This is a genomic window from Streptomyces triticisoli (assembly GCF_003270085.1).
GTDB lineage: Bacteria > Actinomycetota > Actinomycetes > Streptomycetales > Streptomycetaceae > Streptomyces > Streptomyces triticisoli.
Map to the genome: position 1 here is coordinate 1 of NZ_QFDQ01000205.1, position 19,513 is coordinate 19,513.

Consider the following 19,513-nt stretch of genomic DNA (forward strand, 5'->3'; position numbering starts at 1 on the left):
CACCCCGCAGGCCCGCCACGGCTCACCGGCCCCGCAAGACCCCCCGACCGCACCGGCCGCCGAGAGCGCACCGGCCTCGCCGGCCGCCGACAGCCCACCGGCCCCGCACGAGCGCCCGTCCGCGCCGCTCGTGCTCGTGGCCTGCTCCGGCGGCGCCGACTCCGTGGCACTCGCCTCCGCCCTCGCCTTCGAGGCCCCCAAGCTCGGCATCCGGGCCGGCGGCATCACCGTCGACCACCGCCTCCAGGCCGGCTCCGGCCGGCGCGCCGACGAGGTCGCCCAGCGGCTGCGTGAACTCGGCCTGGACCCGGTCGAGGCCGTCGCCGTCACCGTGGGCCGCGAGGGCGGACCGGAAGCCGCCGCCCGCGACGCCCGCTACGCCGCCCTCGACGCCGCCGCCGACCGCCACGGCGCGCACGCCGTCCTGCTCGGCCACACCCGGGACGACCAGGCCGAGACCGTGCTGCTCGGCCTCGCCCGTGGCTCCGGCATCCGCTCCCTGTCCGGAATGGCCGCGGTCTCGGGGGCCGGCGGCCGTTACCGCCGCCCCTTCCTGCACATCGACCGGCAGACCGCCCGTACGGCCTGCATGGTCCAGTCCCTGCCCGTCTGGGACGACCCGCACAACGCCGACCCCGCCTACACCCGCTCCCGGCTGCGCCACGAGGGCCTGCCCGCCCTGGAGAAGGCCCTCGGCAAGGGCGTCGTCGAGGCCCTCGCCCGTACCGCCCAGCTCTCCCGGGACGACGCCGACGCCCTCGACGCCTGGGCCGGCCAGGTCGAGGCCGCCGTCCGTGACGACGACGGCCGCCTGGAGTGCGCCAAGCTCCACGAACTGCCCCCCGCCGTGCGCCGCCGCATCCTGCGCCGCGCCGCCATCGACGCCGGTGCCCCGGCCGGTTCCCTGTTCGCCCGGCACATCGAGGAAGTCGACCGGCTGATCACCGGCTGGCGCGGCCAGAAGGCCATCAACCTCCCGGGCCGGGTCGTCGCCCAGCGGCAGGGTGGCAGACTGGTGATTCGGCAAGGCTGAATCCTTCCCTCAGGGGAGAGACGCCGGTCTCTCTCCGAGGGGAGGCCGTGGCGGCCGGTTGCCCTCGCCGGGGCAGGCCGGAACAGCCGGTGTGACAACCGACCGAAAGTGATGCGGGTGGACGCGAAAGACATGGGTGCCGACCTCAAGCAGGTACTCATCACCAAGGAAGAGATCGACGCGAAGCTGGCCGAGCTGGCCGCGAAGATCGACGCGGAGTACGAGGGGAAGGACCTGCTGATCGTCGGCGTCCTCAAGGGCGCGGTCATGGTCATGGCGGACCTGGCCCGGGCGCTGTCCACCCCGCTCACCATGGACTGGATGGCCGTGTCCTCCTACGGCGCGGGCACCCAGTCCTCCGGCGTCGTGCGGATCCTCAAGGACCTCGACACCGACATCAAGGGCAAGCACGTCCTGGTCGTCGAGGACATCATCGACTCCGGCCTGACCCTGTCCTGGCTGATCTCCAACCTCGGCTCCCGCGAGCCCGCCTCCCTGAAGGTGTGCGCGCTGCTGCGCAAGCCGGAGGCAGCGAAGGTCGCCATCGACGTGGAGTGGGTCGGTTTCGACATCCCCAACGAGTTCGTCGTCGGCTACGGCCTGGACTACGCCGAGAAGTACCGGAATCTGCCGTTCGTCGGTACGCTCGCTCCCCACGTCTACGGCGGCTGAACCCCGAAAAGGGCCCATACGTCGTACGTCGATCGGGAACCCCGGCGGCCCTGGAGCCGTTGGAGCAGGCAGACGGGAACGACAGCCCTTCCGTGCGGCTTCGAGCCACCATGCTGGGGTACCGTCAGAAGAACTGTCTTATCAAACTCACTATGGCAGGAGGGACGGGGCGGAACCGCTCCGTATGGATGGACGTGAAGCGATACTTCCGTGGGCCGGTCATGTGGATCGTGCTGGCCGTCCTTGCCGTGGTCGTGTTGATGAATGTCGTCGGCGAGTCCGGCGGCTACAAGACGGTGGACACAGGCCAGGTCGTAGCAGCGATCAATGACAACAAGGTCCAGCAGGCCAAGCTGACCACTGGCGACGAGCAGACCATCAAGGTCGAGCTCAAGAACGGCCAGAAGGTCGAGGGCAGCTCGAAGATCCAGGCGAGCTACATCGGCGACCAGGGCGTGACCATCGCCGACACGCTGCAGACCAAGTACCAGGACAAGCAGATCCCGAAGGGCTACACGGTCTCGCCGACCAAGCAGAACGCCTTTGTCGGCATCCTGCTCTCCCTGCTGCCCTTCGTCCTCATCGTGGTCGTCTTCCTGTTCCTGATGAACCAGATGCAGGGCGGCGGCTCCCGGGTCATGAACTTCGGCAAGTCCAAGGCCAAGCTCATCACCAAGGACACCCCGAAGACGACGTTCGCGGACGTCGCCGGCGCGGAGGAGGCCGTCGAGGAGCTCCATGAGATCAAGGAGTTCCTGCAGGAGCCGGCCAAGTTTCAGGCCGTCGGCGCGAAGATCCCCAAGGGCGTGCTGCTCTACGGTCCGCCCGGCACCGGCAAGACCCTGCTCGCGCGTGCCGTCGCGGGCGAGGCCGGCGTGCCCTTCTACTCGATCTCCGGTTCCGACTTCGTCGAGATGTTCGTCGGTGTCGGTGCCTCCCGGGTCCGCGACCTGTTCGAGCAGGCCAAGGCGAACGCGCCGGCGATCGTCTTCGTCGACGAGATCGACGCGGTCGGCCGCCACCGCGGCGCCGGCCTCGGCGGCGGCCACGACGAGCGCGAGCAGACGCTGAACCAGCTGCTCGTCGAGATGGACGGCTTCGACGTCAAGGGCGGTGTGATCCTCATCGCCGCCACCAACCGCCCCGACATCCTCGACCCGGCGCTGCTGCGCCCGGGCCGATTCGACCGGCAGATCGCCGTCGACCGCCCCGACATGCTGGGCCGTCTGGAGATCCTCAAGGTCCACCAGAAGGGCAAGCCGGTCGCTCCCGACGTCGACCTGTCCGCCGTCGCCCGCCGCACCCCCGGCTTCACCGGTGCCGATCTGTCGAACGTGCTGAACGAGGCCGCGCTGCTCACGGCCCGCAGCGACAAGAAGCTGATCGACAACCACATGCTGGACGAGGCGATCGACCGCGTGGTCGCCGGCCCGCAGAAGCGGAGCCGGATCATGTCGGACAAGGAGAAGAAGATCACCGCGTACCACGAGGGCGGTCACGCCCTGGTCGCGGCGGCCTCACCGAACGCCGACCCGGTCCACAAGATCACGATCCTGTCCCGGGGCCGCGCCCTCGGCTACACGATGGTGCTCCCGGACGAGGACAAGTACTCGACCACGCGCAACGAGATGCTGGACCAGCTGGCCTACATGCTGGGCGGTCGCGCGGCCGAGGAACTGGTCTTCCACGACCCGACCACGGGCGCGGCGAACGACATCGAGAAGGCCACCGCCACGGCCCGCGCGATGGTCACGCAGTACGGCATGACCGAGCGCCTGGGCGCGATCAAGTTCGGCGGCGACAACACCGAGCCGTTCCTCGGACGTGAGATGGCTCACCAGCGCGACTACTCGGAAGAGGTCGCCGCGCTGGTGGACGAGGAAGTCAAGAAGCTCATCGAGAACGCGCACAACGAAGCCTGGGAGATCCTGGTCGAGAACCGCGACGTCCTCGACAACCTCGTCCTGGCCCTCCTGGAGAAGGAGACCCTGGGCAAGGAGCAGATCGCCGAGATCTTCGCTCCCATCGTCAAGCGCCCGCCGCGGCCCGCCTGGACCGGCTCCTCCCGCCGTACGCCGTCGACCCGCCCGCCGGTGCTCTCCCCGAAGGAGCTCGCGCTGACGAACGGGGCGAACGGCGCGGCGCCGGCGATCAGCACGGTCAAGTCCACGGCCACCGAGCCCGCCCCGGTCACGGAGCAGGCTTCGGAGGACCGCTCGGACAACTGACGGGTCCCGGCACCGGACCGCACCGGCCCCGGAATGTATGCCGCGCCCCCCAGGTTCTAGCCTGGGGGACGCGGCATTTCGCATGTCCGCAGATCAGACACACCAGGAACGAGGCTTCACATGACCGACCCCGTGACGCTGGACGGCGAAGAGAGCATCGGCGAGTTCGACGAGAAGCGCGCCGAGAACGCCGTACGGGAACTCCTCATCGCGGTCGGCGAGGACCCGGACCGCGAGGGCCTGCTCGAAACACCGGCACGGGTGGCCCGGGCGTACAGGGAGATATTCGCGGGCCTGTGGCAGAAGCCCGAGGACGTCCTGACGACGACGTTCGACCTGGGGCACGACGAGATGGTCCTCGTGAAGGACATCGAGGTGTACTCGACCTGTGAGCACCATCTCGTGCCGTTCAGGGGAGTCGCCCACGTCGGCTACATTCCGTCCGTGACGGGGAAGATCACCGGGCTGTCCAAGCTGGCCCGGCTGGTGGACGTCTACGCCCGCCGCCCGCAGGTGCAGGAGCGGCTCACCACGCAGATCGCGGACTCGCTGATGGAGATCCTGGAGCCGCGCGGCGTGATCGTCGTCGTGGAGTGCGAGCACATGTGCATGTCGATGCGGGGCATCCGCAAGCCCGGTGCGAAGACCATCACCTCGGCGGTGCGCGGTCAGCTGCGGGACGCGGCGACGCGGAACGAGGCGATGAGCCTCATCATGGCGCACTGACCCGGACCACGGGGGAGCGGGTGATGCCTCCGGTGGCTCACGCCACCGGTTCCGCCCCCGGGTGGTTGTGGTCGTCGTCCTCCGGGAGTCTGCAGACCCGTTCGAGGACCAGGGCGGCCGCTATGACCGCGATGCCGGCGAGGACCGAGAAGCCGGCGTAGACGGCCTGGTCGCGCCGGGCCGGGATGTCGAGGAGTTCCAGCAGGACGATGCCCGTGCCGCCGTACATTCCGGCGACCAGGGCGGCGACCAGGGCGCTGGCCTGACCGAAGACGACCGCGCGGGCCGCCATCATGGGATCGACGCCCTTGGCGTCGGGGCGGCGCTCGCGCTGGGCCTTCAGCCGGGCCCGCAAGGAGAGCGCCGTGGCCAGGAGGACCGCGGCGATCAGAGCGAGGACGATGGGGGCGGCCAGGGGGACGCTGGGGAGTGTCCCCACCGCGTTCCACAGACGGGCGGCCGCCCAGGACAGCACTCCGGCGACGACGAACACGCCGGCCAGCACCCTGATGCGCAGCTCTCTCACGGTGTCCCTTCAGCTCCCCCCGGACCTGTGGCCGGTCGCACGTCCTGCACGGGTTTTGCGTCGTCCAGACATTGTCGTCCAGACCTTAACGACTACTCGGGCAGCCGGAGTTCCAGGTCCCCCCGCGGTTCGACACCCTCGCGGGTGACCGAGGTCAGCAGGTCGGCCACCGCGCCCCGGCCGGGAAGCTGGGCCTGCGGGTCCACGTCGTACCACGGGGCGAGGACGAAGGCGCGTTCGTGGGCGCGCGGATGGGGGAGCGAGAGGACCGGATCGTCGGAGACGGTGTCGGCGTAGGAGACGATGTCGACGTCGATGGTGCGTGGGCCCCAGCGCTCGTCGCGGACCCGGTTGAAGGCCTCCTCGACGGCGTGGGCGCGCTCCAGGAGGGAGGAGGGCGGCAGGGTCGTCCTCAGGATCACCACCGCGTTGAAGTACGACGGCTGGGTGCCGGGCTCGACACCCCACGGCTCCGTCTCGTAGACCGGGGAGACGGCCCTGACGCGGACGCCGGGGGTGTCCTCCAGGGCGTCCACGGCGCCCTGCAGGGTCTCCAGGCGGTTGCCGAGGTTGGAGCCGATCGAGATCACGGCCCACTTGGGGTTCTGCAGGGTGCTGTCGGCGGCGTCGACCCTCTCGACGACGGAGGCGGGCACCGGCTGGACGGTCGGGTCGCTGGGCCCTTTGGTGAAAGGTGCGTTCATGCTCGGCTCCGGGTGATGGTGACGGTCACGTCGTCGAAGGGGACCGTGATCGGTGCGTCCGGCTTGTGGACGCAGACCTCGACCTCCTGGACCCCCTCGTGCTTCAGACAGACCTGGGCGATGCGCTCGGCGAGCGTCTCGATGAGGTTCACCGGCTCGCCCTCCACCACGGCCACGACCTCCTCGGCCACGATGCCGTAGTGCACGGTCCTCGCCAGATCGTCGTCGGCCGCGGCCGGCCGGGCGTCGACTCCCATGACGACGTCCACGAGGAAGGTCTGGCCCTCCTCGCGCTCCTTGGGGAACACACCGTGGTGCCCGCGGGCCCTCAGGCCGCGCAGCGCGACACGATCCACGCGAATCACTCCTGCAATCGTCGGCGGCGGCCGGTTCCTGCCGCGTGCGGGCGGCGCACCGGTCTCGGACGAATCTACCTGCGGGCACGGACAAAGCCGGGCCGCGGGGAGGCCGGGCGAGCCGGGTCCGGGGAGGTTTCACCGTGCGTTTCCCCTGGAGAACCCGGTTGCTCACGGGGCGGTGGGCGACTCGTTCCCGGGGCCGTGATTCCTGCCACTTTCCGGGCCCCTGCTCTTCGGGCGCCCACTCGCTCAGGCGGGTGAGTCGTCGTCCGAGTCCCCGTCGTCCCCGTTGCTTTCGGCCAGAACCGGGGAGGCGTGGTGGGACCAGAGCTTCCAGCCGAGGGGCGTGCGCCGGAACACGTTGGTGGCGACGACGAGCTGTCCGACCAGCGGGCCGAGCTCGTCGCCGTCCGCGGGGGCGGGGCCGCCGCTGAGGATGTTCTCGGTGCAGGTCACCAGGGCGGTGTTGCCGGTGACCGATACGTGCACGTCGGTGAGGAAGAACTGGATGTAGTCGGTGTTGGCCATGATCAGCGCGTACGAGCGCAGGACCTCGCCGCGTCCGGTGAGCACGGGCCAGCCGGGGTGCACGCAGGAGATCACGCCGGTGTCGGCCGGGTCGTGGTACTCCTCGTCGACGCCCAGGTCGGAGGGGGCGAGCCAGAGCGCGGACAGCTCCTCGAAGTCGCCCTGCTCCAGCGCCTCGTAGAAGGCGGTGTTGGCGGCCTCCACCTGTTCGACATCGGTGTGGGGGGCGCTCACCGGGCTCCTTCGGGGGAGCTCGCGCCCGGCGCGCGGACGCCGGCGGTGCACGCCTCTTCCACGGCGCGGGCGACCCGTACCGCGTCCGCCGTCGCGTGGACCTCGTGCACGCGTACGGCCCAGGCGCCGGCGTGCGCGGCGAGCGCGGAGACGGCGGCGGTGGCGGCGTCGCGCTCACGCGCGGGGGGCGGTGGGCCCTCGGGGCCGGCCAGCACCCGGCCGAGGAACCGCTTGCGGGAAGCGGCGACGAGGACCGGATGTCCCAGACCCCGCAGACGGTCGAGGCGGGCCAGGAGCGCCAGGTCGTGCCCGGTCTCCTTGGAGAATCCGAGGCCGGGGTCGACGACGATGCGGTCGGCGGCGACGCCGCCCTCCAGGACGGCCTCCACACGCGTGTGCAGTTCGTCGACGACCTCGGTGACGACGTCGTCGTACACCCCGCGGATGTTGCCGCCCTCCAGGAAGCCGCGCCAGTGCATCACGACGAACGGGGCGCCGGTGTCCGCGACCACCGGGATCATCGCGGGGTCGGCGAGGCCGCCGCTGACGTCGTTGACAAGTGCGGCGCCTGCCGCGAGCGCCTGCTCGGCGACGCGGGCGCGCATGGTGTCCACGGAGATCGTGACGCCCTCGGAGGCGAGGCCGCGGACGACGGGGACGACGCGCCGCAGCTCCTCGGCCTCGTCGACGCGGGTGGCGCCGGGGCGGGTGGACTCGCCGCCCACGTCGATCAGGTCCGCGCCCTGGGCGACGAGGTCCAGGCCGTGCTTGACGGCGGTGGTCGTGTCGAACCAGCGGCCGCCGTCGGAGAAGGAGTCGGGGGTCACGTTCACGACCCCCATGACCGCGCACCGGTCCCATGCCGGTAGGCCCGCCACTCGGCCGCGCCCGCTGTGGTTGCTCATACTTTCAGCGTAGGCCCCACACCCGGCCGTACCATCCACGGCCCGAGCGACGGCGTCCCGCGGAGCCGGGGCGGCGGGGAGAGGTGTGGCCCGGGCGGAAGCCCCCGGAGGGGGTGCGGGCTTCCGCCCGGGCCTGTTCGGGGCCGGCCCGCCCGCCGGGCGGGCCCTAGGCCGCGCGTACGTCCCGTTCCGTGACCGAGTGGGCGCAGGAGCGCTCGGCGGCGGTGCGGCGGCGCAGGAAGCGCGGCAGGGGCAGGGCCAGGTCGACGAAGCCCTCGGCCTGCATGGCGGCGAAGCCGATGCGGGGCAGGTCCGCGGAGGCGCGGTAGACGACGAACCGCGGCTCCCAGCGGGGCTGGAACTTGGCGTTGAACTTGTACAGCGACTCGATCTGGAACCAGCGGGAGAGGAACACCAGCAGTCCGCGCCAGGCCCGCAGCACAGGCCCCGCGCCGATCTTCTCGCCGCGCGCCAGCGCCGAGCGGAACATCGCGAAGTTCAGCGAGACACGGGTGATGCCGAACTTCGGGGCGGCCTGGAGCGCCGCGACGATCAGCAACTCGTTCATGCCGGGGTCGGCAGAGCGGTCACGCCGCATCAGGTCCAGGGACGCGCCGTCCTCGCCCCAGGGCACGAAGTGCAGGACCGCCTTCAGGTCGCCGTACTCGCCCGGCTCGTCGTCCTGCTTGTGCGCGGTGGCGATCAGACAGTCCCCGTCGGCGGGGTCGCCGATGCGGCCGAGCGCCATGGAGAAACCGCGCTCGGTGTCGGTGCCGCGCCAGTCCTCCGCCGCCCGCCGGATCCGCTCCAGCTCGGTCTGGCCGAGGTCACGGATGCGCCGCACCCGGGTTTCGTAGCCGGCCCGCTCGATGCGCTTGACCATCTGACGGACATTGCGCATCGCGCGTCCGGCGAGCGAGAAATCCGCGACGTCGACCACCGCCTCGTCACCCAGTTCCAGGGCGTCCAGACCGGTCTCCCGGGTCCACACCTCGCCGCCGGTCTCGGAGCAGCCCATGACGGCGGGTGTCCAGGAGTGGGACCTGGCCTCGTCCATGAACCGTTCGATGGCCCCCGGCCAGGCCTCGACGTCGCCGATCGGGTCGCCGCTGGCCAGCATCACGCCGGAGACGACGCGGTACGTCACCGCCGCCTTGCCGCTGGGGGAGAACACGACCGCCTTGTCCCGGCGCAGCGCGAAGTGGCCGAGGGAGTCCCGGCCGCCGTGCCTGGCCAGCAGGGCGCGCAGCCTGCTCTCGTCCTCCTCGGTCAGGCGCGCGGCCGGATGCTCGGGGCGGAGGGCCAGGTAGATGGTGGTGACCGCGGTGAGCCAGCCGAGGGCACCGAGGGAGAAGGCGACGGTCCAGGAGGTGTTGCCCTGGTAGCCGACCGGGCCCTCGAAGCCGAACAGGCCGTAGACGACATGGGTCAGCCGGTCCGCCACGCTGGGGTTGCCGACCATCCGGTGCCCGTGCGCGGTGACGACGACCATGCCAAGGCCCAGCGAACCGGCGCTCATCAGGACGAAGTTGGCCAGCGCCCGCCAGCGGCTGCGCGGGTCCGGCAGCGCGGCGAACTCACGGCGGTGGATCAGCAGCGGAGCGAGCAGCGCGAGCGAGATGACGACCCCGACCACGGAGTGCCGGTAGACGAACTCCGCCGCCGCGCCGGCCGGCAGCAGCACCACGGCCGCGCGCCAGGCCCGCCGCTTGCGCCGCTTCAGGCCGTGCGCGAGCAGCAGCAACAGCACGCCCACGCTGAGCGAGAGGGCCGCGGCGAACGGGCCGAACGAGCCCGGCAGCACCTCGGCCAGGGCGTGCATACGGCTGTGCCTGAAGCGCGGGAAGACACCCGCGGCGATGTCCAGGAGGCCGACGACCGCGCAGGCCCGGCCGACCAGAGCGGGGACGGCCTCGGGGCGCGGGCCGCGGAGTATGCGCCGCACCCGGTTCGATCGGCCAGGAACCCCGTCCGGCATTTCCCCATCTGTCCTGACAGACATCGCATCCCGTAGTTCTGCGAGAGACCTTGAATCCGGTGCCGATCCCGGGCATCCGGCGACATTGCGCCCTCTAGGACGGTGTCCAGGGGAGTCAGGTTCACTCCCCGCCGGAAAGTCGAGTCAAAGACCAGGGAAAGGCCGGGGCAAGCCCTCGCGAGGAGGCGGCGGCGGGCCCGGGCGGGAAGCGCAGGCGGGTAAGAGTCCATGGGTCTCACGAGCAACAAGATGTTGGCGCTGGCGACTCTGTTCGCCGTCCTGCTGTTCGTCGGCACGGTGTGGCTCTGGCCACGTCTGGCCCGCCGCACCTGGGGTGCGGTCGGCGGACGCGTCGGCCTGCTGCTGGCCACCCAGCTGGCACTGTTCGCGTGCGCCGGACTCGCCGCCAACCAGGCCTTCGGCTTCTACGCCAGTTGGGCGGACCTGTTCGGCCGGGAGAAGGGACAGGGGGTCGTCGTCGAACACTCGGCGCGCGGCCGCGGCGGCGGCCCGCTGCAGGTGGTCGGCACCCAGCGGGTGCGGCTGGGCAGCAGTGCGCGGCCGCAGACCGCCGGCCAGATCCAGAAGGTCGACATCGTGGGCCGTACGACCGGCATCGCCACGCCCGCGTTCATATACCTGCCGCCGGAGTACTTCCAGCCGCAGTACCGCACGCGCACCTTCCCCGCGGCCGTGGTGCTCACCGGCTACCCGGGCACCGCGCAGGCGCTGATCACCAAGCTGCACTACCCGCGCACGGCGCAGGAGCTCGCCGAGGACGGGCGGGCGCAGCCGATGATCCTGGTGATGCTGCGGCCGACGGTGGCGCCGCCGCGGGACACGGAGTGCGTGGACATCCCGGGCGGCCCGCAGACCGAGACGTTCTTCGCCGAGGACCTGCCGGACGCCGTCGCCGCCCACTACCGGGTCGTGGGGAAGCCGGGCAGCTGGGGCATCGTCGGCAACTCCACGGGGGGTTACTGCGCGCTGAAACTCGCCATGCACCATCCCGAGGTGTACGCCGCGGGCGCGGGCCTGTCCCCGTACTACAAGGCGCCGATCGACCCGACCACGGGCGATCTGTTCCAGGGGCAGCAGCATCTGCGGAACCGTGCCGACCTGCGGTGGAGCATCAAACACCTGCCCGCGCCCGACACTTCGCTGCTCGTCACCAGCAGCAGGGCCGGCGAGACCAACTACCGGGCGACGCTCAGGTTCATAGAGGAGGTGAGGGCGACGAACAGGACACGGATCTCGTCGATCATCCTCGACAGCGGGGGGCACAACTTCAACACCTGGCGGCGTGAGATCCCGGCGGCGCTGCAGTGGATGAGCGCCCGCCTGAGCGACCACTGAAATGATCTTGCTGAAGCGAAGGCGAAGGCGAAGGCGGCCGGAACTCCCGTCGTCGCAGGAAGGTTTCGGTATGGCTGTCTTTTTGCCGGGCGGCCTGCCGGGACTCGTCTACGCGCGGTAAGTTTCTGGCCATGCCACGTGGACGACACCGCCATTCCCCGCCCTTGCACAGGCTGCTGCCTCCTTCGGCGATCGCCGGCGTCTCGCTCGTCTGCGCCCTGGCGCCCTGGGTGTTCACGGACGCGATCGTGCTGCGGTCGCTCGCCGCGGCCGCCGCGGCGACGGCGGTCACCGGCGCGGTCGTGATGCGCCGCTGGGACGGGCAGGCCGGCCGGCAGGTCGCCGACCTCACCCGCGCGCGTGCGAGCGACGAGTGGCGCTTCGAGGAACGAGTCGCCGAACTCGAGACGGATCTCGAGGAGTCGCGCGAGCTGCGGGTCCGGCTCGAGCAGAAGCTGCGCGCCAGGCGTGCGGAGCTGGCGGGGCTGCGCAACGAGCACGCGGCACTGCTGCGGCGGTACGCCACGGCGGAGACCGAGCGTGCGAGCGCGCTGGAGGGCCGCCGCCTGCTGGAGATAGAGGCCGCCCCCGAAACCCCCGCGCTGCCCGCCGGGCCGACGGCCGGCACGGAGGAGAAGCCGGAGGCCGAGGCTCCCGCCGTGTTCTCCCCGGAGGGCTCCCAGCTGTTCCTGCGGGCCCGGGCGGCGCTGTCGCGGCTCGGCACGGACGGCGAGGAGACGAACGCGGCCGCTGCCCAGGAGTCCGACGCCTCGTCGGGGGCCGACGGCAGTGCCGATGCCGGCCCCGCGCGGGAGGACGAACCGGAGGGGCAGCCCGAGGCGGCCGATGCGCACGAGCGCACGGCCGCCACCACGACCGAGCCGACCGCGGCGACCGAGCCGAGCGAGCCGAGCGAGCCGGTGGAGCCGAGTGAGCCGGTGGAGCCGAGTGAGCCGGTGGAGCCGAGTGAGCCGGTGGAGCCGACCGCGTCGGCCGGAGAGGCCGCGCCGTCCCCCGCGACCGGTCCGACCGATCCGACTGATCCGACCGGTCCGACTGATCCGACCGGTCCGGTCGAACCGGCACGTCCGGCCCAGTCCGCGCCGCAGCGGTCCTCCGGGCACTTCACCGTGCCGACCGCGGTGGCCGTCGTACCGGCCGCGCCCGCGCGGCGCCCGGTGGCCGAGGGCGGATTCGACTTCTTCGGGGCGAAGAAGGGTTCGCCGTCCACCGACCTGGGCGCCGTCCAGAACGAGGACCTCGCCGACGTGGTCGGCCAGGAGGCCCTCACCCTCCACAAGGCGGAGGCCGAGTCCCAGTACAAGCCGGCCGCGGGCCAGATCATCGACCTGACGGCCCACGACGAGACAGAGTCGGTCGACGTACAGGGCCTGCGCACCGCGGCCTCCTGACACCCCGGCGGGCCGCGCTCAGGCCATCCAGCGGTCCGGGCGCGCGGTCCGGCGCCCCGTGCGGGACCTCTCCGCCTGGGCCCGCAGGAGTTCCGCCGCCTCCCCGGCGTCCCGCAGGCGGGCCGTCACGGTCTTGTCGGCGCCGGTGTCCACGTGGAGGTCGGCGACGCGCCGTGCGCGCTGCCACGGGCCCTGGGACAGCCGTACGCTCTGCACCTTGGCGTGGGGCACCAGCGCGAGGTGGCGGCACAGGAGCCCGCGCCGGGTGGCGAACACCGCGTCGGTGACGGCGGTCCCGTGTCCGCGCCACCACACCGGCAGGCACCACCGGGCGCGTCGCGGCGGAGGTGTCAGCGAGGCCGCCGGCGGCACCGTCACCCCCGGCAGCACCCGCGCGATGACCGACTCGGCGACCTCGCGCGGGGCGACCGGCAGCAGCATGGAGTTCGAGGACCCGGCCACGTCCAGCTCCACCCGGACCCAGCCCCACCACCGCCACAGCAGCGGCTCCACGATGCGTACGGTCTGCACCCGCCCCGGCGGCACCGTCTCGTGGACGCGGTCCAGCAGCCCCCGGTCGATCCGCAGCCCGTCGGGCGACTCGCTCACCGTCCAGCCGTAGGAGGTGACGAAGCGGCCCGCGCTGCTGGTCACGGCCCCGCCGAACAGCGGCACCGCGGACACCAGCACCGTCCACAGGTTGTCCGTGGCCAGCCACAGCAGCGACGGTACGACGACGGCGGCGACCAGCGAGCCCCAGGTCGCGCCGGTCAGCAGCAGCGAGACGGCGATCACGCGCGCGGGTACGCGCACGAGCTCCCGCGCGGGTGCCTCACCGACCTCGTGCGCCGACTCGGGCGCGAACCCTGCCGCCCGCGCCAGCAGTTCGGCGCGCAGCGCCCGGGCCTCCTCCTCGCCGAGGAAGGCGAGTTCGTCCTTCTCGTCGGTCCCTATGACGTCGAGCTTGAGCTTGGCCACGCCCGCGACCCGCGCGAGCAGCGGCCTGGTGACGTCGACGGCCTGGATCCGCTCCAGCCGGATGTGCGCGGTACGGCGGAACAACAGCCCGGTGCGGATGCGCAGTTCGGTGTCGGTCACCGCGTAGTGCGTGAACCACCAGGACAGAAAGCCGTAGAGGGCGGCCGCGGACACGAGCACCGCGAGCCCGGCCAGCAGCGTGGTCGTGGTCAGCCGGGTGAGCTGCCGCTGCGCCTGGGTGGGGTCGTGCACGGCCCAGCCCGCGAGCACGGCGACCGGCGCCCACGCCCGTCTGAGCGGGGTCACGGGGTGCAGCCGCCGCTCGGTCACGGGCCGCTCGTCGCGTACGGCCTGCTCGCCCCCCGCCGCCGTCACATCCCCGCCGATCGGGCCTCGCCGAGCTCGGTGAGCCGGTCGCGCAGCCGTTCCGCCTCGGCCGGGTCGAGGCCGGGGATGGTCGCGTCGGTCGCGGCGGCGGCCGTGTGCAGCTGCACGGTGGCCAGCCCGAAGTGCCGTTCGACCGGCCCGGAGGTGACCTCGACCAGCTGCATCCGCCCGTACGGCACGACGGTCTCCTCGTGCCACAGCACGCCCCGGCTGATCAGCAGGTCGTCGGCGCGCTCGGCGTACCGCCAGGAGCGCCAGTTGCGGCCGAGCAGCACCCAGCCCCACGCCATCAGCGCCAGCGGCAGCAGCGCGGACGCCGACCAGGCGGGACCGACCAGCAGCCCCGGCAACAGCCCCGCGGCCAGGGCGAACAGACCCAGCCACAGCACCAGCAGCAGCCGCCGCATCCGCAGCAGACCGCGCGGCAGCGGGATCCACACCGGCTCGTCGCCGGCCGCCCGCTCCTCGTCCACGCTCCCCGTCTCCATGGGGCAAGCGTACGTAGGGGAGACTGTGTCCATGACTCCTACCACGGAGACCACGGTCGGGATCGGCGGCGCCGCGGAGAGCACCGACATGGTGCTCAACATCGGACCCCAGCACCCCTCCACGCACGGAGTGCTGCGGCTGAGGCTGGTGCTGGACGGCGAGCGCATCAAGCGCGCGGAGCCGGTGATCGGCTATATGCACCGCGGCGCGGAGAAGCTGTTCGAGGCGCGCGACTACCGTCAGATCATCATGCTGGCCAACCGCCACGACTGGCTGTCGGCCTTCTCGAACGAGCTGGGCGTGGTCCTGGCCGTGGAGCGGATGCTCGGCATGGAGGTCCCCGTGCGCGCGGTGTGGACGCGCACGCTGCTCGCGGAGCTCAACCGGGTGCTCAACCACCTGATGTTCCTCGGCTCCTACCCGCTGGAGCTGGGCGGCATCACGCCGGTCTTCTACGCGTTCCGGGAGCGCGAGGTCCTGCAGAACGTCATGGAGGAGGTCTCCGGCGGCCGGATGCACTACATGTTCAACCGGATCGGCGGCCTGAAGGAGGACCTGCCGGCCGGCTGGACCACGCGCGCGCGTGCCGCGGTCGCCGACGTGCGCTCGCGCATGGACGTCTTCGACGACCTGGTGCTCGGCAACGAGATCTTCCGGGGACGCACCCGGGGTGTGGGCGTCCTGACCCCGCGGGCCGTGCACGCCTACGGCGTGAGCGGCCCGATCGCCCGCGCCTCCGGCGTCGACTTCGACCTGCGCCGCGACGAGCCGTACCTCGCCTACGGGGAGCTGCAAGGCACCCTGAAGGTCGTCACCCGGCAGGAGGGCGACTGCCTGGCCCGCTTCGAGTGCCTGCTGGAGCAGACCCACAACGCGCTCGACCTCGCCGACGCCTGCCTGGACCGGCTGGCCGAGCTGGAGCCCGGCCCGGTCAACCAGCGGCTGCCGAAGGTCGTCAAGGCGCCCGAGGGGCACACGTACGCGTGGACCGAGAACCCGCTCGGCATCAACGGCTACTACCTGGTCAGCAGGGGCGAGAAGACCCCGTACCGGCTGAAGCTGCGCTCGGCCTCGTACAACAACATCCAGGCGCTCACCGAACTGCTGCCGGGCACGCTGGTGGCGGACATGGTGGCGATCCTGGGGTCAATGTTCTTCGTGGTCGGGGACATCGACAAATAGGGCCGCCGGCCCGGACACGCCGACCGGCTGCACCAGCCAGCCGAAGTCGCCGAGCCCGCCGGCCGCGGTGAGCTCGGTGGCCTCCCCGGCGCGCGCCAGGGCACGTACGTACTCTTCGGGGCGCGTGGAGGCGAGCGCCAGCGGGGGGCGTGCGCCGGTGATGCCCAGGGTGCGCAGGGCGTCGCGCTGGGTGAGCAGACGGGCACCCGGGGGCGCGTGGGCGGCGCACGCGTCCAGCGCCACGTGCGCTGTGATGTCGCACGAGCCGTCCGGTACCGGCGCCGTCTCCCGGCCCTCCCGGAAGCCGGTGAGCGTGCCGAAGGGCGGCCGGGCGTCCGCCGTGTGCGCGTAGTCCACGGCGACCGCCAGGCCCCGCTCCACGCGGGCGACCGCTGCGGCCCAGGCGGTGTCACGGGGCAGCCCGATCTCCGCGCGCAGCCCCTGCACGGCGGGCAGCGGCCACCACCGCGCCAGCCACCGGGCCTCCGCCGCCGACACCGGCTCCCCGAGCCGCTCGGTGCCGTCCCGCCGTACGAGAACGCGCCGGGGTACGCCCGTGGAGTCCACCTCCGCGACCTCCACCGGCACGTTGTCCAGCCACTCGTTGGCGAACAGCAGCCCCGTGATCCCCCGTGGGGGCTCGGTCAGCCACTCGATCCGGTGGTCGAGACCGTCGGGCCGGCCGGCGATCTCGACGGCGTGCACGCGTGTGCGTGCGGCCACGTCCGCGGGCAGCGTGGCGAGCACCCCGGCGGCCAGCTCGCCCCGCCCGGCCGCCATGTCCACGAAGTCCAGCGCCGCTGGGCGGTCCAGTGCCTCGTCGACCAGGCACAGCAGCCGCGCCACGGCCCGCGCGAACAGCGGCGAGGCGTGCACGGACGTACGGAAGTGCCCGGCCGGCCCCTCCGGCCGCCGGTAGAAGCCGCCCGGCCCGTACAGGGCCTCCTCGGCCGCCACCCGCCAGCCGCGCCACTCCTCCGCAGGGCCGTCCGCCTCGGCGCCCGCCTCGTTGTCCGTCTCGGTGTCCGCGGTGCTGTCCTCTGTGTTGTCCGCCACCTCGCCAGACTAGGCGCACAGGTGATCACGGCCTCCACCTTGGGGAGTACGAGCGCCGGGTGCGGATCGGCCCTCCGGCTGACTCTCGCGCCTGTCCCGCTTGCCTACTCTGGGTTACGTGCAGCGCCTCTATGACTTCCTCCGCAGGCACCCGATGTGGGTCGACGGCTTCTGGGCCCTGGTCCTGCTCGGGATCTCCGGTGTGAGCGCGGCGAACATCCACAGGGTGCCGAACCACCACGGATCACCCGGCGCGGCCCTGGCCGTCTCCGTCGTGCTGTGCGCGGTCGTCGCCCTGCGCCGCCGGATGCCCGAGCAGATGCTGCTGCTGGCGGCGGCGACCGGCGTGGCACAGCTGGTCCTGGACGTCCAGACGACGCCGGCCGACTTCGCCCTGCTGGTGATCGTCTACACCGTCGCCGCGGACGGCGCTCGCTGGGCCTCCCGGTTCGCCCTGGCCGGCGGGCTGTGCGCGGCGACCCTCGCGCAGATCCGCTGGCCGCAGGACGACGCGAGCCCCCTCGGCAATGTCGCCGTGGCGGTCTTCACGACGGTGCCGTTCGTCCTCGCCTGGGTGCTCGGCGACTCCATACGCACCCGCCGCGCCTACTTCGCGCAGCTGGAGGAGCGCGCCGCCCGTCTGGAGAAGGAGCGCGAGGCGCAGGCCAAGGTGGCGGTCGCCGCCGAGCGCGCCCGCATCGCGCGCGAGCTGCACGACGTGGTCGCGCACAACGTGTCGGTGATGGTGGTGCAGGCCGACGGCGCCGCCTACGTCCTCGACGCCGCGCCCGACCAGGCGAAGAAGGCCCTGGAGACCATCTCCTCCACCGGTCGCCAGGCACTCGCCGAGATGCGCCGCCTGCTGGGCGTGCTGCGCACCGGGGAGCCCCAGGAGAGCGGCGAGTACGTGCCGCAGCCCGACGTCGACCAGATCGAGGAGATGGTCGAGCGGTGCCGGGCCTCCGGACTGCCCGTCGACTTCAGGATCGAGGGCACCCCGCGCCCGCTGCCCAGCGGCGTCGAGCTCACCGCGTACCGCATCGTGCAGGAGGCCCTGACCAACACCCGCAAGCACGGCGGGCCGGACGCGGGCGCGAGCGTGCGCCTGGTCTACTTCGACGACGGCCTCGGCCTGCTCGTCGAGGACGACGGCAAGGGCGCCCCGCACGAGCTGTACGAGGAGGGCGGCGCCGACGGCCGGGGCCACGGCCTGATCGGCATGCGCGAACGCGTCGGCATGGTCGGCGGCACCCTGGACGCGGGCCCCCGCCCCGGCGGAGGCTTCCGCATCAGCGCCCTGCTGCCGCTCAAACAGGCGCACTGACGCGGACGTACGCCCCCGTCGCCCCTGTTACACCCCCTGCCACACCCCCTGACTCGCCACTGATTCGCCGACCACAGGACGGAAGGACCCCGATGACGATCCGCGTGATGCTCGTCGACGACCAGGTGCTGCTGCGCACCGGATTCCGGATGGTGCTCGCCGCCCAGCCGGACATGGAGGTCGTCGCGGAGGCGGGCGACGGCGTCGAGGCCCTGCAGGTACTGCGCGCCACCGCCGTCGACGTGGTGCTGATGGACGTGCGCATGCCGAAGCTGGACGGCGTGGAGACCACCCGCCGCATCTGCTCCGAGCCCGACCCGCCGAAGGTGCTGATACTGACCACCTTCGACCTCGACGAGTACGCCTTCTCCGGGCTGAAGGCGGGCGCCTCCGGGTTCATGCTCAAGGACGTGCCGCCCGGCGACCTGCTCGCCGCGATCCGCGCCGTGCACAGCGGCGACGCCGTCGTCGCGCCCTCCACCACGCGTCGCCTGCTCGACCGGTTCGCGCCGATGCTGCCCGCCGCCGGCAAGGAGCCGCAGCACAAGGAGTTGCAGCGGCTCACCGAGCGCGAGCGCGAGGTCATGGTGCTGGTCGCGCAGGGCCTGTCGAACGGCGAGATCGCAGCCCGGCTGGTGCTGTCCGAGGCGACCGTGAAGACCCATGTGGGCCGCATCCTGACCAAGCTGGGCCTGCGCGACCGGGTGCAGGTGGTCGTGCTGGCCTACGAGACCGGGCTCGTCCGGGCCGGCGGACATGGCTGAGCGGAGCGGGCGGCGTCGGTAGGGTCTGCGCATGCTCCTGTGGATCAACGGCCCCTTCGGGGGCGGCAAGACACAGACCGCACACGAGATCCGGCGCCGTCTGCCCGGCAGCGTCATCTGCGACCCCGAGCACGCCGGCTTCGGCCTGCGCCGGATGCTTCCGCCCGAACTGCGTGGAAACTTCCAGGAGTTGGCGTCCTGGCGGCAGGGCGTGGTCGAGGTCCTGGACCTGGCCCTCACCCGGCACGAGGGCGTGGTGATCGCCCCCATGACCGTCACCGACTCCGGCCACTTCGCCGAGACCGTCGGCCGGCTGCGCGAACTGGGCCACGACGTACGGCACTTCACGCTCCTCGCGGAACGCGGGACCGTCCTGAAGCGGCTGCGCGAGCGCGGCCTGGGGCACCTGCTCGCGCACGTCGGCGGGAAGAACGCCGGCCCGGGCCGGGAGACCTGGGCCGTGCAGCAGCTCGACCACTGCCTCGAGCGGCTGCGTGAGCCGGAGTTCGCCGAGCACCTGTGGACGGACCACTCGACCGTGCCGAAGACGGCCGACCGGATCGCCGTCCTGGCGGGCCTGACGCTGAAGCCCAACAGGGAGGGCCCGCTGCGGACCCGGCTCAGACAGGCGAAGGCGGGCGTCCGGCACATCCGGCTCGACTGACGGGCGAC

General features: G+C 72.2%; 19 protein-coding genes. 10 read left to right on the forward strand and 9 right to left on the reverse strand.

Annotated features, from left to right (window positions below; all coding sequences use genetic code 11):
• The 4 genes from tilS to folE form a co-directional block, all read left to right on the forward strand.
• A partial coding sequence (gene tilS / locus DEP02_RS25760; RefSeq protein WP_232839277.1) for a tRNA lysidine(34) synthetase TilS occupies positions 1–1,033 on the forward strand: 1,033 nt, incomplete at its 5' end.
• Between the two features lie 111 nt (positions 1,034–1,144).
• The gene (hpt, locus tag DEP02_RS25765; RefSeq protein WP_112470077.1) at positions 1,145–1,705 is read left to right on the forward strand and encodes a hypoxanthine phosphoribosyltransferase; all 561 of its coding nucleotides are present in this window, start codon (positions 1,145–1,147) and stop codon (positions 1,703–1,705) included.
• 188 nt (positions 1,706–1,893) lie between these two features.
• Complete coding sequence (ftsH, locus tag DEP02_RS25770; protein WP_112470078.1) at positions 1,894–3,933, forward strand: ATP-dependent zinc metalloprotease FtsH; 2,040 nt, start codon at positions 1,894–1,896, stop codon at positions 3,931–3,933.
• Between the two features lie 120 nt (positions 3,934–4,053).
• Positions 4,054–4,659, forward strand: coding sequence for a GTP cyclohydrolase I FolE (gene folE / locus DEP02_RS25775; protein ID WP_112470079.1), 606 nt, complete (start codon positions 4,054–4,056; stop codon positions 4,657–4,659).
• A gap of 37 nt (positions 4,660–4,696) precedes the next feature.
• On the opposite strand, the gene DEP02_RS25780 is transcribed toward folE, so the two are convergent.
• The 6 genes from DEP02_RS25780 to DEP02_RS25805 form a co-directional block, all read right to left on the reverse strand.
• Positions 4,697–5,185, reverse strand: a complete 489-nt coding sequence (locus tag DEP02_RS25780) for a DUF3180 domain-containing protein (RefSeq protein WP_112470080.1) — start codon at positions 5,183–5,185, stop codon at positions 4,697–4,699.
• Positions 5,186–5,277: 92 nt separating this feature from the next.
• Positions 5,278–5,889: a 2-amino-4-hydroxy-6-hydroxymethyldihydropteridine diphosphokinase gene (gene folK / locus DEP02_RS25785; protein WP_112470081.1), complete on the reverse strand. Its 612-nt coding sequence runs from the start codon at positions 5,887–5,889 to the stop codon at positions 5,278–5,280.
• Positions 5,886–6,245 (reverse strand): dihydroneopterin aldolase, encoded by a 360-nt coding sequence (folB, locus tag DEP02_RS25790; protein ID WP_112470082.1) that lies wholly within the window; start codon positions 6,243–6,245, stop codon positions 5,886–5,888. The genes folK and folB overlap by 4 nt, the downstream gene beginning before the upstream one ends.
• A 252-nt stretch (positions 6,246–6,497) precedes the next feature.
• A complete protein-coding gene (locus DEP02_RS25795; RefSeq protein ID WP_112470083.1) occupies positions 6,498–7,010 on the reverse strand; it encodes a nuclear transport factor 2 family protein in 513 nt (170 codons plus the stop codon).
• A complete protein-coding gene (gene folP, locus DEP02_RS25800) occupies positions 7,007–7,915 on the reverse strand; it encodes a dihydropteroate synthase (RefSeq protein WP_112470084.1) in 909 nt (302 codons plus the stop codon). The genes DEP02_RS25795 and folP overlap by 4 nt, the downstream gene beginning before the upstream one ends.
• A 166-nt stretch (positions 7,916–8,081) precedes the next feature.
• Positions 8,082–9,893 (reverse strand): phosphatidylglycerol lysyltransferase domain-containing protein, encoded by a 1,812-nt coding sequence (locus DEP02_RS25805; RefSeq protein ID WP_112470085.1) that lies wholly within the window; start codon positions 9,891–9,893, stop codon positions 8,082–8,084.
• 228 nt (positions 9,894–10,121) lie between these two features.
• On the opposite strand from DEP02_RS25805, the gene DEP02_RS25810 reads away from it, so the two are divergent.
• Both DEP02_RS25810 and DEP02_RS25815 read left to right on the forward strand, forming a co-directional pair.
• Positions 10,122–11,249, forward strand: coding sequence for an alpha/beta hydrolase (locus DEP02_RS25810; protein ID WP_112470086.1), 1,128 nt, complete (start codon positions 10,122–10,124; stop codon positions 11,247–11,249).
• Between the two features lie 131 nt (positions 11,250–11,380).
• On the forward strand, positions 11,381–12,661 hold the full coding sequence (locus DEP02_RS25815) for a hypothetical protein (protein ID WP_112470087.1): 1,281 nt from the start codon (positions 11,381–11,383) through the stop codon (positions 12,659–12,661).
• A gap of 18 nt (positions 12,662–12,679) precedes the next feature.
• Here the strand turns inward: DEP02_RS25815 and DEP02_RS25820 are convergent, their stop codons facing one another.
• Both DEP02_RS25820 and DEP02_RS25825 read right to left on the reverse strand, forming a co-directional pair.
• On the reverse strand, positions 12,680–14,014 hold the full coding sequence (locus DEP02_RS25820; protein WP_112470088.1) for a PH domain-containing protein: 1,335 nt from the start codon (positions 14,012–14,014) through the stop codon (positions 12,680–12,682).
• The gene (locus DEP02_RS25825) at positions 14,011–14,514 is read right to left on the reverse strand and encodes a PH domain-containing protein (protein WP_112470089.1); all 504 of its coding nucleotides are present in this window, start codon (positions 14,512–14,514) and stop codon (positions 14,011–14,013) included. The genes DEP02_RS25820 and DEP02_RS25825 overlap by 4 nt, the downstream gene beginning before the upstream one ends.
• Before the next feature lie 31 nt (positions 14,515–14,545).
• On the opposite strand from DEP02_RS25825, the gene DEP02_RS25830 reads away from it, so the two are divergent.
• Positions 14,546–15,697 (forward strand): NADH-quinone oxidoreductase subunit D, encoded by a 1,152-nt coding sequence (locus DEP02_RS25830; RefSeq protein ID WP_112470090.1) that lies wholly within the window; start codon positions 14,546–14,548, stop codon positions 15,695–15,697.
• On the opposite strand, the gene DEP02_RS25835 is transcribed toward DEP02_RS25830, so the two are convergent.
• Entirely contained in the window at positions 15,662–16,654 is a 993-nt protein-coding gene (locus DEP02_RS25835; protein ID WP_232839278.1) for an SAM-dependent methyltransferase, read from the reverse strand. The two genes, DEP02_RS25830 and DEP02_RS25835, sit on opposite strands and share 36 nt — an antisense overlap.
• Before the next feature lie 217 nt (positions 16,655–16,871).
• Here DEP02_RS25835 and DEP02_RS25840 point away from each other — a divergent pair, with 217 nt between their 5' ends.
• The 3 genes from DEP02_RS25840 (at position 16,872) to DEP02_RS25850 (ending at position 19,505) form a co-directional block, all read left to right on the forward strand.
• Positions 16,872–18,077, forward strand: coding sequence for a sensor histidine kinase (locus DEP02_RS25840; protein WP_112470092.1), 1,206 nt, complete (start codon positions 16,872–16,874; stop codon positions 18,075–18,077).
• Between the two features lie 92 nt (positions 18,078–18,169).
• Positions 18,170–18,841: a response regulator gene (locus tag DEP02_RS25845; RefSeq protein ID WP_112470093.1), complete on the forward strand. Its 672-nt coding sequence runs from the start codon at positions 18,170–18,172 to the stop codon at positions 18,839–18,841.
• Positions 18,842–18,872: 31 nt separating this feature from the next.
• Positions 18,873–19,505: an AAA family ATPase gene (locus tag DEP02_RS25850; RefSeq protein ID WP_112470094.1), complete on the forward strand. Its 633-nt coding sequence runs from the start codon at positions 18,873–18,875 to the stop codon at positions 19,503–19,505.
• Positions 19,506–19,513: the final 8 nt, after the last annotated feature.

Bases quoted from the DNA above. Each gene is read 5' to 3' on its own strand.
- DEP02_RS25805 (WP_112470085.1), bottom strand. From the start codon at position 9,893: ATGCCGGACGGGGTTCCTGGCCGATCGAACCGGGTGCGGCGCATACTC.
- hpt (WP_112470077.1), top strand. From the start codon at position 1,145: ATGCGGGTGGACGCGAAAGACATGGGTGCCGACCTCAAGCAGGTACTC.
- DEP02_RS25845 (WP_112470093.1), top strand. From the start codon at position 18,170: ATGACGATCCGCGTGATGCTCGTCGACGACCAGGTGCTGCTGCGCACC.
- ftsH (WP_112470078.1), top strand. From the start codon at position 1,894: ATGGACGTGAAGCGATACTTCCGTGGGCCGGTCATGTGGATCGTGCTG.
- DEP02_RS25830 (WP_112470090.1), top strand. From the start codon at position 14,546: ATGACTCCTACCACGGAGACCACGGTCGGGATCGGCGGCGCCGCGGAG.
- folE (WP_112470079.1), top strand. From the start codon at position 4,054: ATGACCGACCCCGTGACGCTGGACGGCGAAGAGAGCATCGGCGAGTTC.
- DEP02_RS25810 (WP_112470086.1), top strand. From the start codon at position 10,122: ATGGGTCTCACGAGCAACAAGATGTTGGCGCTGGCGACTCTGTTCGCC.
- folP (WP_112470084.1), bottom strand. From the start codon at position 7,915: ATGAGCAACCACAGCGGGCGCGGCCGAGTGGCGGGCCTACCGGCATGG.
- DEP02_RS25850 (WP_112470094.1), top strand. From the start codon at position 18,873: ATGCTCCTGTGGATCAACGGCCCCTTCGGGGGCGGCAAGACACAGACC.
- DEP02_RS25825 (WP_112470089.1), bottom strand. From the start codon at position 14,514: ATGGAGACGGGGAGCGTGGACGAGGAGCGGGCGGCCGGCGACGAGCCG.
- DEP02_RS25815 (WP_112470087.1), top strand. From the start codon at position 11,381: ATGCCACGTGGACGACACCGCCATTCCCCGCCCTTGCACAGGCTGCTG.
- folK (WP_112470081.1), bottom strand. From the start codon at position 5,889: ATGAACGCACCTTTCACCAAAGGGCCCAGCGACCCGACCGTCCAGCCG.